Consider the following 11895-nt stretch of genomic DNA (forward strand, 5'->3'; position numbering starts at 1 on the left):
CAATCTCTGGGGAATAAATCTCCAAGAGAGTACAAACCCAGATTGGGGGAAGAATTCTTCCCCCAATCTAATGATATTAATGAAAATTTATTGAATTTAGAGGTGTCTTAGATTGGGTAAGCCTACACATTCTGTGGAGACTGAACTAAAAAGAATTGAAAAAAGTATTTCTGCATTATACATTGAAAATGAAAAGGCTAGAACAGTAAGAGATTTGAATTTAAGGAGAGGAAAAATAATCGGTCGAGTAAGCCTGTTTTTAGAGAGTATAGAGGTCGATAAAGAGGTTGAAAATGTTGATTCCAAAATTGAGAATTTAAAGTCAAAAATTGTTGAATTGGAAAAATTGGTTGATAGTGATAATGAAAAAGAATTATTACTCTCGATCCTAAATAAAATCAATCTTCAAATGAGTAAATGGGTTGAGGGATTGGATGTTGAATATGAGGATAACCCAATAAGATTTGATATCAACAAATTGACTATGTATATCGATTCTAATACCAAACCAATAGCTTTACCACAAATAGGTAGTGGAGCCAATTGGGTGGCGTATCACCTACTTATAGTGTTTGCTCTTCATAAACATTTTATACAAAATGATAGACCTGTTCCAAATTTCATAATAATTGACCAACCAACACAGGTTTATTATCCACCTGAAAAAACGGATAGTTTAGTTGAAGTCAGTGCGGATGAAATAGCAGTAAATAAAATGTTTGATTTTATGTTCAATGTCGTTGAATCATTATCGCCAGGGTTACAAGTGATTATTACTGACCATGCCTATCTAAAAAATGAGAGATTTGAGAATTCTGTGACAGAAATTTGGCGAGATGGTTTAAAATTAATACCTAATGACTGGAAACCACTGGAAGGAGAAAGCACAGTGCACAACAAAGATGTATAAAACAATCGCGGTTTAATCACTAAGACAAAATTAAGTTAATATACAAAAGGGTTGTGTGTAAAGTCTACTACTATTCTTATACTATACCGTTAGCCACATGCTGAAAAAAAACATAACGCACCCTAATGGAATCAATGTCCGAAATAAAAGAAAGATATATTAAAGCTCAACAAGAGAAACGAAAAAAACAACTTGAAAGTCATTCCAAAACGTATCCATCCGTGCAAGTACATCTATGATTTGTGGTATCCCGGGAGTAATTCTTCGAGTTTCTGGATGTTATGATCGGGGATTCTCCGGAGTGTATCGGTAAGCCACTCCCTGGGATTGATGTTCTGCATCTTACAGGTTCCAAAGAAGGAATACAGCATGGCGGCATGCTGTGCTGCCTGATGGCTTCCGCAAAAGAGGTAATTCTTCCTTCCCAGAGCCAGGGGACGGATAGCGTTCTCAATCAGGTTATTATCCAGCTCGATACGTCCATCACTAAAAATAGTCTCGAACTTGGGATATTGGTTTAAAAAGTAGGTCATCGTGTAAGCTACCCCTAGTTAGAACTGTTAGTTAGTACAATATTATTATTTTTTTGATTAATCTCAGCAAGGCTAGCCTTGCTGAGATTTTTCTTTGCGTACTCAACCGGAGGCACCTTACCAAGAGCGTTATGTGGCCTGTGATGGTTGTAATCATCCATCCATATCTGAGTTTGTTCCCTTACCTGGTCTAGGTTATCAAAAATATACTTGTTTAGTACACCTCTACGGTAGGTTCCATTAAAACGCTCGACATAAGCATTCTGTGTAGGTTTTCCCGGTTGTATGTATTTGAATTCAATTTGATGCATCTCTGCCCATTGTGCAGCTATCTTAGCTATAAATTCGGGACCATTATCCATACGGATTTTCTTGGGCTTTGTTCTCCGATTGATCAGGTGATTTAACACATATACCACGCGCTTACTGCAGAGCGAATAATCGATCTCTACTTGCAGGGCTTCTCGGTTAAAATCATCAACAATGGTAAAGGCCCTGAATTTACGTTTGTTCTCCAATACATCATGCACAAAATCCATGCTCCAGGTATGGTTGAGGGTCTCTGGTACTTCCAAAGGCTCTTTTACCCGGGCAGGTAGGCGTTTCTTCACCTTGCGCCTTATGGACAAACCAAGGCCCTTATATACCCGGTAAACACGTTTATGGTTCCATGGCTTTCCCTCTCGTCTAAGACGATGGTAGGCCATCCAAAAACCTTCTTCAGGATGTTGCTTTACCTTTTCCTGTAAAGCCTCCTCTATGGCTAAATCATTCTTTGGGAGCGGTTTGTAGTAAAACACGCTTTTGCTCATATCAAGCACACGGCACGCCCTGCTAATACCGTAATGAGCTAACTCCTGACTGATAGCACGTTTACGGCAGGGCTTTAAAGCTTTTTTTCGATGATCTCTTTGGCCATCTGGTGATCCAAGGCTAAAGTAGCGTACATCTGCTTGAGCTTATGGTTTTCCTCTTCTAATTCTTTAAGCCGTTTGAGTTCCTTCCCATTCATACCCGAATAACGCTCACGCCACTTGTAAAAAGCAGCAGTACTTATTCCATATTCACGACTGATCTCAACGGCTGACTTGCCATTGTCAAATTCTTTTAAAATCTTGGCGATTTGCTGGGGTGAAAATTTACTCTTCTTCATTTTTTGAACTCTGGTTTAAAATTAATCATTTTTATAATTTTAAACAGTTCGGTTTTAAGGGAAGCTTACATACGAAAAATCACTTATTGAAACAGTTGTTGAGAAACACGGTGAAATATCCGATTTGATTGAAGGGCATCTTCCATCTGACGAATTTGGAATAATTCCAAGTCCAGAGATACTAGAAGAGCACATAAAGGAATTTAAGGAACTTAAAATAAAATTAAAAGAACAGTAAACTCTGCCCATAACAAAGATGGTAACCGTCGCACAACCCATTAGTTTTATAAATACAAGATCCAAATAATAAGCCCTTTTAAGGACTTTTATTTTGTGATTTAGTTTCATTACAAGCTAAAATTGAGAGGCTTATAAAGAAGTAAAATTCGTCGTAGGAGCACTTTTAGTATAAAACAGACACCCTGTATATGAATTAGTCAATATTTAATCTGACAGTTACGAGTAAAAAAGTAATTTTAAAATCAGATTAAATATTGACTAATTCAGCTAAACAATGGTAAACATTGCATAAGCCATTAATTTTTATCGTTTATTTCAATAATTAATTGATTAAATTTTGAGTTATTGTTCTGTTGGAATTGAAGTAAATGCTTTAATGAACTTTCTTTAAGAGGAAAACATTTATTAGCCTTAAAATTATCATTAAATTCTTCTTGTTCAGTAACCATATTCCTTAATTCAACTTGATAGTTTTTTAAGATGTCTTTGTCTAAACCATATTTTTGATTAATTATTTCCATTACATCTTGAGTTTTAATATTCATTAATTTAAACCAAGGAAGAATTTGTTTAGGTCTTAACTTACCTTGATAAAGTTCATTCAAAAACTTTTTATATTCACTACGTAAATCTTTAATTTCTTGAATTAAATGGTCTTTTAAATATCTTTTATTTGTTAGATTATTCTGTAAAGTTTTAACAATCCAAATTGCAAGGATTGCATTTACAATAACACCAACAATAGCAATTATATCACTTGCTTCTAGAGGAATTGAACTAGGACAACACATATAATTAATAACTTTTAGTTGTTATTTCTCCCTCCTCTAATCTAAACCATTTTTGATGGTTTTTAGTTTTTTTAGGTTCGTCATTATTATTTCTTCTTTGTTCCCATTGAGGAAATGTTTCAGATATTATCATCTCTTTTAAATCCGGTTCTTGTTCAGAAACTATTTCTAAAAATTTTTGAACTGTTTCTATACCGAAATCATAAATTAAATTACCAAACGCTTCATCCAGAAAAGAAGGTGCATATCCTGCTGTAAAATCAATATTTATAACTAATTTTTGCTTCTTTTCATATGAGTTTTTAAATGCTTGATTAAGTATTGAATGATAATATTCCTCTCCAGAATCATCGCTTATTGAACAATGTCTTAAACCTGGATATTCCGTAAAATCTTTTATGTAAATAATATTTTCCATTAACTAGCTTTTAATATTGTATTTGCGGTAACTTCCCACCTGTATAAAGTACCACGAAATTCGTGTTTGTTTAAAACTTCTGATTTGAACTCTTTATCGTAATGTAAAATCACATTATTGGTAACAACTTTAAGATTTTGTATTATTCCAATATCGCTACCATTTTTGATAGAAGGTAAACCTTTATTTCTGTTTACTTTTCTTGAACTTGAGCCATATTTTTTTATGAATGCACCTTGTAAAATTTCATCATCTTGTTTCATTAAAAATGTGTCTCTTAGTTTGTGTTTAAATTTTTTGTTTAAGGTTTTTAAAATTCCTTTCCCCACGTCTGTAATGGTGAAAATTGCTTTGTCATCATCATATTTTACTCCAAACAGCCATTGTTTATTGTATGTTTCTGCCCATTCTATTGAGTTACCACATATTTCTAAAAGAATAGTTCTTAATTTAGGTAAATGGCTTTCATTTCCAGTAAGATGTTTGACTACATTGGTTACGGTTTTACTTATTCGAATATTGTCTTCTCTAGTTAACATTTTTGACCCTTTCTCGATAAATAATAAATCAGATTTTTCAGATTTTTTGAAAGGTTTGCCATTATTGTCAAACATAAAAGTTAGTATGCCAGATTCAATAATTTTGTTTTTACATTCAGTGTTTTCAGGATAGTTGCCTCTTAAATAAACACCTTTTGATTTTAAGTCTCTAATGATTGCAATTAAAACACAAATAGAACTATAGTCGAATTCTTCAACTTTGGAAATATCCATTTGAACGAAACAAGTTCTACCAATTTTAGAAATATTTCTTTCCCTTCTCAATTCATTGTAAAATTCTAATGACTTATGTGTTTCAGAAAGTAGACAAATATTTTTTGGTGCAATTACTGGTTCAGCTTTAATATATTCAATTCTTGCATTCTTGTAAATCGGTAATTTATTTGGGTCATAGGGTTTATTCCTTTTTGGTTTTTTCCCGATTTTTTGGCTCCTTTTATCGTGCCATTTTTTGTATTTAATTTTCTTGTAGTTCTTCTTCATTTAGTTGGTTAAGTAATTGCATACAACGGTTTAGTATGACGTTTCGTTGCGGAGAAATCGATTTGATTTGTCCTCCGAATTGTAAATATAGAAAATACACGTGATTTTCCACGAGAAAAATAGCGGCAATGAGCGGTATGCATTGTTAGCATTTGTAACAACCTATCCGAATAAACCCAAAAAGTAACTGTTCCGAGTTAAATCCATTCAAGATTTAGTTGGGTATCCACGTCAAAATTTATAAAAAAGTTTTACCTAAAATTACCGACAAAGGCTAACCCGAAAACCGCGGGTCTTGCACATAGCTTTCCTTTCTCATTTTTACTACTTCCAAAGAGAGGAACCCGAATTCCTCCACCACTTTGCCATAGATACGGTAAATTCCCTTTCCGCGAAACCTGTATTGTTTTGCCACCGGGGGAAACAAGACTGCATCGAACACTTCACCAGACTGATCCAAAAAGGTAGCAAAGAACATCTCTTCCCCGTAACGGGAGCTGGTGCGTTTGGTGGTCACCAGGTAGCCGTAGATGTCAATACAATGGTTCAGACAGTGGTTAAAATCCCTGGTCAGGCGATTGCTTTGCGGAGGCTCCAGCAGCAGGTCAAAAGGGCTACAGAGTGCAAACCCCAGCAATTCCAGTTGGTCAAAGGCTGCTTCCAAGTGTGTGGTTTTCAGCACCGGGATCTCATAGCTGTTTTGTTTTACTTTAAAAAGCTGGTATTGGGATTCAAAACGGCGGGTATGTCCCAGGGAAAAATGGGCCTGCCATAGCAGTTCGTATTTATCAATACCAGTAAAGCCAAAGGCTTCCATGCGGATCAAGATACTCAGCTGTTCAATGCTGATGTGTACCCTATCGATAAAATCTTCCAGGGAGGTGAAGATCCCGTTGGTTTCCCTTTCTTTGAGTATACGCTGTACGGCCCGGTCTTCCAGGTCTTTCAGGTAGCCAAAGCCCAGGAAAATGTCCTTACCCCTGATCCTGTTTTCCATATAGCTGCGGTTGATGCAGGGGCTGTGGATGGTTGCTCCCAGCATCCGGGCTTCATGGATATAGATCTCGGGGCGGTAAAACCCGCCACCGTTATTCAGTACGGCGGTCATAAATTCCAAAGGAAAATAGGCCCTTAAAAACATGCTCTGATAGCTTTCCACGGCATAGGAAGCCGAATGCCCCTTTGCAAATGCATACCCGGCAAAACTCTCGATTTGCTTCCAGACCTCAAGGGTTACGCTATCCTCATAGCCTTTTTGTCTACAATTGGATATAAATTTCTCTTCTACAGCCTTGAATTCATCCCGGGAGCGGTATTTGCCACTCATACCCCGGCGCAGTACATCCGCCTCGGCCAGGGTCAGCCCTGCAAAATGGTGGGCTACCTTGATCACATCTTCCTGGTACACCATGACCCCATAGGTATCGGGCATAATATCTAGAAGGACAGGATGTGCCTGCTTCATACGCTTGGGGTCATGATGCCTTAAAATATATTCACGCATCATTCCGCTTTGGGCCACTCCGGGGCGGATGATGGAACTGGCCGCGACCAGCCCCAGGTAATTGTCCACTTCCAGTTTTTTAAGCAGCATCCGCATGGCGGGGGATTCCACATAAAAGCATCCCATACATTGGGCACGTTTAAGCATCCCGTTGACTTTCCTGTCTTTTTTAAACCGTTGTACATCGTGGATATCCATACCGGTAACCTCCGGCCGGTTGTAGCGGATGATCTCCAGGGTTTCCTTGATCTTGGCCAGTCCCCGTTGTCCCAGGATATCGAACTTGTAAAGCCCCACATCCTCGGCGATGTGCATATCGAACTGCACCGTAGGGTACCCCTTGGGGGGCAGAAAAGTTGTGGTAAAATACTGTAAAGGTTTTTCACTGATAATGATACCACTGGAATGCACACTGATATAATTGGGCATTCCCGTTATCAGCGAACCATAGCGCAAGACCAGCCGGGAGACCTCATCGAGTTCGCTATGGTCAAACTGCCTTTCGCTCAAACGGTCAATATCTTCTTTGGGCAGGCCGAATACTTTTCCCAATTCCCTGACCACCCCTTTGTAATTAAAGGTCACATAAGTGCCCATAAGTGCCACATGGGGAAAACGCTCAAAGATATACCGGGTCATATCCTCACGGTCACGCCAGGAAAAGTCGATATCGAAATCCGGCGGGGTACTGCGGAACAAGTTCATAAACCGTTCAAAATACAGGTCGAGTTCCAGGGGGTCTACATCGGTAATGCCCAGCAGGTAGGCTACTATACTATTGGCACCACTACCCCGCCCTACATGGAAATACCCCTGGGCTTTGGCATACCTTACAATATCGTAATTGATCAGGAAGTAGGACACGAAGCTCATTTTCTTTATCAGTTCCAGTTCTTTCCACATCCGTTCCAGGGCTTGTTGTTGCCCGTCGGGATAACGGTAGCTTATCTGTTCCAAACACAATTTTTCCAAAAGCCGGTAATCGTCTTGTTCGCTTTTGGTGTAGGTCTGCTGGTTCTGGCTCTGCTTGCCTGTGGTAAAATCAAAGTCAATGCTACATTGAGGGAACAGCCTGTCCGTGTTTTCCAAAATAAACGGGTATTCCCGAAAGGCCTGATAGAGGTTTTCCACCGGATACATCTTTTCATCCTCACTGGCCACCTCTTCTGTGGATAATTTACTGAGCAGGATATTGTTCCCTATGGCCCGTAAAAGCCTATGGGCATTATAGTCCCTTTTACTTCTGAAGGTGACCGGCTGAAGTACTATCAGCTTGTCCTTATAGCCTATATATTTGGAAAAAGGGAGTTTCCTGAGGTCCTTTACCGAGATCCCGATATACTCATGTTCTTTAAAGGCCTCCATTCCGTGGAGCAGGACCTTTTCAAAAGGGTAAATAAAAACAGTACCGGGCAGATCGGGAGCTTGCTGCGGTATGGGTCTTTCAAGGTGCAAATGCTCAGAGAGCCATGTATTGAGCTGCCTAAAGCCTTCATTGTTTTTGGCGATCCCGACAAACTGCTGGTTTATGCCGTTCCTAAAGTCGATCCCGACTATGGGCTTTATGTTATATGTGCTTGCCTTTCGAATAAAATTCAGGCAGGCGGAAGTGTTATTGATATCCGTAAGGGCCAGTTGGGTTACATGGTTCTCACGGGCCAGTTCCAAAAGGTCCACTTCTGAAAAGGTGCCAAAACGAAGGCTGTAATATGAATGACAATTTAAATACATTACTGTTTTCTATGCGCTAATATTATTGGTGGTTGCCCGTTAAAGGGGTTGGTCATCCTCCCGATGGTGCGTGCCCCCATGGAAGCGGCACGGATCACGCTCCTTTCCCCATAGCGCAACCGGATCTTATCCAAAGCCTGGTAGAGATGGATGGCCTCCTGGGTATCTTCAAAGAGGTTGATCTGGTAATTACCATGAACCAGGTGACTGAATTTAACCCCTATGAGCCTGACCAGTAATCTTCGGTTATAAAGTTGATGAAACAGCTCCTGGATCTTGGGGATCAGGATATGGTCGGCACTTGTATAAGGGATCTTCAGTTGTTTGGAATAGGTCTGGAAATCGGAGTACCGGAGTTTGACACTGATACATGCGGTTAGCTTCTCCCCCCTGCGGAGCTGAAAGGCCAGGTTTTCGGTCATACCCGTCAGCAGCGACCTTAATTTGGCAACATCGATGGTATCCCGGTCGAAGGTACGTTCGGTGGAAATGGATTTGCGTTCGGAAAAAGGGATCACCGGGGTGGTATCTATGCCATTGGCCCGGTTCCAGATCGTAAGCCCGTTACGCCCCAGTACGGTATGGAGCATTTCTTTGGGCATATCCTGCAAGGTCTTTACCTGTTTAACCCCCAGGTTACGCAAGGTCAAATAGGTTTTATCGCCAATCATGGGAATCTTCCGAATGGGCAATGGTGCCAGGAAAGGTTTTTCAAAACCAAAATCGATCTTCAGTTGGTTGTTGGGCTTGGCCTGTCCAGTGGCCACTTTGGAGACCACTTTATTGACCGATAGTCCGAAAGAGATCGGAAGCCCGGTTTCCCGGATCACCTTTTGCCGGAGTTCGGAGGCATATTTATAAGAGCCGAAGAAACGGTCCATTCCGGAAAGATCGGCATAAAATTCATCAATGCTCGACTTTTCAAATACAGGGACATCTGCTTTGATAATATCCGTGACCAGGTCCGAGTGTTTGGTATACACCCCGGCATTGCCCTTGATCACGACGGCTTCGGGGCATAAATTCCGGGCCATTTTCATAGGCATTCCGCTATGCACGCCAAAGCTGCGGGTCTCATAACTACAGGCGGCTACCACTCCCCGGTCACTGATGCCTCCAACCAGGATAGGGCGGCCTTTCAAACGGCTGTCCAGCAGGCGTTCCACGGATACAAAAAAAGTATCCAGATCCAGATGCAGGATGGTACGGTTCATACACTTTCGGATTTTTTCCAAAATTATGGAATTTTTCCATTTATTAGGAAATAATCCAATTAAAAGTGGATTTATTCCATGAAAGGCCTATATTTGTCTTATGACCAAAGATTTAAGCACGGAAATAGTACGGTTTAAAACCATCCGCCTGGAGCAGCAGATGACCCAACAGGCTTTTGCCGAATCTCTGGGGATCAAGGGCAGTACTGCTGATATTGAGCGGGGCAAGACACGGATTCCCGGAGAGGTGGTGGCCTTGTTATTGGACAGGTTCCACATTAATCCATTATGGCTTTTTGGCAAAAGCGAGCAAAAATACCTTCAGGCACCTGGCCATGGTGTCCTTCCCAAAGTGGTGACTTTAAATTCTGCTCAGCAGGAAAACATTGTCCTGGTCCCGGTAAAGGCTTCGGCCGGTTATGCCCATAACCTGCAAGACCCCCAGTGGTATGATGCCCTGCCTGCTTTTGACCTGCCCCTGCCGGAGTTTCGCAATGCCACCTACCGCGGGTTCCAGGTAGAGGGCAACAGTATGTTCCCGGTGTTGCACAACAAGGAATGGGTTATCGCCAAGGCCGAAGAAAAACTTTCCGATATCAAGGAGGATAAGATGTACGTAGTTGTACTTTCAGATACGGTAGTGGTTAAAAAGGTTTTCATTTCAGGCGATACGGTACGACTGATTTCCATCAACACCGAATATCCGGTTATAGAAATAAAAACAGATGAAGTGCAGGAGCTCTGGCAGGTTACCGGTAAGATCACGCATCATTTGGAAGTACCTTCCCTACCTATGGAAACCTGGGCAAAAGAAATCACCTCGGAACTTAAAGAGATCAAGGCAAGTCTAAACAAATAAGGCCATTTCTGCCGAATGGGCCCTTACCATGTTTTTTCCAAAGGGGGCATACCCCCACCCTTTTACCCTTCTTCGACCGGATTGGTACTATGATACTTTTTTTTCAATCATCATCACGTTCAGGGTTAATCTATTAAGGATTTCCGGAAAATAATTTAACTTTAACTGTATACTTTTAGACAATGGGGGAAAATCCCCTTTGGGGTATTGCGAAGATTTTCTTTTATTTATACAATACAACCAATACCGATACTAATGCGGAAACCAACACCGTATATCAATACGAAGGTTAGGATATAACGAGTTGCCAGTAATTTGAAGAAACATTGAAACAAGTAGATAATTTATTACATATAACGAACGACTTATCTAAAGTTAAAAATATCATTACACAAGGATTTAAACCTTCGTATGCAGTTGAAAATTTAGGCGGTAGAAAAATTCTAATTCCAATGGTTTCTTTCAGCAATTTACTGTTTAGAGATATTGGAGAGGAAGAGGTTGTCGATTATGGTAGTTATGGAGTTGTCATTAATCGAGAATTTGCAGTACAAAATGGACTTAATCCAGTTATCTATATTTACGAAAATAGTATAGTAGATAAATCAATTACGAACTTACTGAATCTGTCACTTGTCCCACAAACAATTGACATTCTTAAGGACATAACAAAAGGAAAAGGATTTACTAAAATAACTGACTATATCAAGTTTAATCCATTACCAAGAGAAGTTAAAGAATTGATTAATTCCATAGACAAACACACAGATGACAATTTAATTTTAGCCATTAAAAAGTATGCAGAAGAAGCTCATCAAAATGTTTATTTTCAAATTCTTCTATCTAAACCTTATAAAGTCAAAAATAAAAATAATCAGACAAGAATTGCTTACAACGAAAGAGAATGGAGAAAAGGATTCCTTGATTTAGGTATCATCTTTGAAACAAAAATGAGTGGTGAAAAAAATCCAGAATTCGAAAAGTGGATTGGAACTGACAAGCCTCATTTTAACGAGCCGAAAAACATACTAAAAATTGACATTGAGAATATAACACATATAATAGTTGAAAAAGAAAGAGAAGTTTCAGAACTAACTAATTTTATTAAAGAAGAGTTTTCTGTTAAAAAAATAGATGATTTATTAGCGACTGGTTCATTAAAGATTGGAACTCTAGAAAAGTTTAAAAGGTTGGAATAAAAACTACTGGCAATAACGGCTATAATTCAGCGTAGTTTCTACCCTATTTCAAAATTTTATATCTTTAACAAACTTGATTTTTCAGCGGACAATTCTTGCGGAATTATCCACGCCGAAATCATAACCAAACCGTTACAAGCAAGCAAAAAACAATGAAGTATATTAACATAGCTATTGTAGGCTTACCCAATCTAAGACACCTCTAAATTCAATAAATTTTCATTAATATCATTAGATTGGGGGAAGAATTCTTCCCCCAATCTGGGTTTGTACTCTCTTGGAGATTTATTCCCCAGAGAT

At 39.4% G+C, this 11895-nt stretch carries 10 protein-coding genes; 3 read left to right on the forward strand and 7 right to left on the reverse strand.

Features of this window, described 5'->3' with window-relative positions; all coding sequences use genetic code 11:
• Nucleotides 1–133: 133 nt before the first annotated feature.
• Entirely contained in the window at nt 134–910 is a 777-nt protein-coding gene (locus tag KN811_RS21455; RefSeq protein ID WP_187967530.1) for a DUF3732 domain-containing protein, read from the forward strand.
• Between the two features lie 233 nt (nt 911–1143).
• Here KN811_RS21455 and KN811_RS21460 read toward each other — a convergent pair whose 3' ends face one another.
• The 7 genes from KN811_RS21460 to dinB all read right to left on the reverse strand — a co-directional run bounded on the left by KN811_RS21460 (nt 1144) and on the right by dinB (nt 9537).
• Nucleotides 1144–1443, reverse strand: coding sequence for an IS66 family transposase (locus KN811_RS21460; RefSeq protein WP_425596685.1), 300 nt, complete (start codon nt 1441–1443; stop codon nt 1144–1146).
• 14 nt (nt 1444–1457) lie between these two features.
• Nucleotides 1458–2596 (reverse strand): IS3 family transposase gene (locus tag KN811_RS21465; RefSeq protein ID WP_247716585.1). Its coding sequence is split into 2 segments (ribosomal slippage): nt 1458–2335 and nt 2335–2596, totalling 1140 coding nucleotides; the frame shifts between segments, so codons are not numbered across the junction.
• A gap of 536 nt (nt 2597–3132) precedes the next feature.
• Entirely contained in the window at nt 3133–3627 is a 495-nt protein-coding gene (locus tag KN811_RS21470) for a hypothetical protein (protein ID WP_187967531.1), read from the reverse strand.
• Nucleotides 3628–3631: 4 nt separating this feature from the next.
• The gene (locus tag KN811_RS21475; protein WP_187967532.1) at nt 3632–4045 is read right to left on the reverse strand and encodes an STAS-like domain-containing protein; all 414 of its coding nucleotides are present in this window, start codon (nt 4043–4045) and stop codon (nt 3632–3634) included.
• The gene (locus tag KN811_RS21480; RefSeq protein WP_187967533.1) at nt 4045–5088 is read right to left on the reverse strand and encodes a hypothetical protein; all 1044 of its coding nucleotides are present in this window, start codon (nt 5086–5088) and stop codon (nt 4045–4047) included. The genes KN811_RS21475 and KN811_RS21480 overlap by 1 nt, the downstream gene beginning before the upstream one ends.
• 274 nt (nt 5089–5362) lie before the next feature.
• Nucleotides 5363–8323 carry a DNA polymerase III subunit alpha gene (locus KN811_RS21485; RefSeq protein ID WP_187967534.1) on the reverse strand — a complete coding sequence of 987 codons (2961 nt, stop codon included), beginning with the start codon at nt 8321–8323 and terminating at the stop codon, nt 5363–5365.
• On the reverse strand, nt 8323–9537 hold the full coding sequence (gene dinB, locus KN811_RS21490) for a DNA polymerase IV (protein ID WP_187967535.1): 1215 nt from the start codon (nt 9535–9537) through the stop codon (nt 8323–8325). The genes KN811_RS21485 and dinB overlap by 1 nt, the downstream gene beginning before the upstream one ends.
• A gap of 100 nt (nt 9538–9637) precedes the next feature.
• Here dinB and KN811_RS21495 point away from each other — a divergent pair, with 100 nt between their 5' ends.
• Nucleotides 9638–10396 carry an XRE family transcriptional regulator gene (locus KN811_RS21495; RefSeq protein WP_187967536.1) on the forward strand — a complete coding sequence of 253 codons (759 nt, stop codon included), beginning with the start codon at nt 9638–9640 and terminating at the stop codon, nt 10394–10396.
• 326 nt (nt 10397–10722) lie between these two features.
• Nucleotides 10723–11595, forward strand: coding sequence for an abortive infection system antitoxin AbiGi family protein (locus tag KN811_RS21500; RefSeq protein ID WP_187967537.1), 873 nt, complete (start codon nt 10723–10725; stop codon nt 11593–11595).
• Nucleotides 11596–11895: the final 300 nt, after the last annotated feature.

Origin of the sequence: Sinomicrobium weinanense, assembly GCF_018863395.1 — a bacterium.
Taxonomy (GTDB): Bacteria; Bacteroidota; Bacteroidia; order Flavobacteriales; family Flavobacteriaceae; genus Sinomicrobium; species Sinomicrobium weinanense.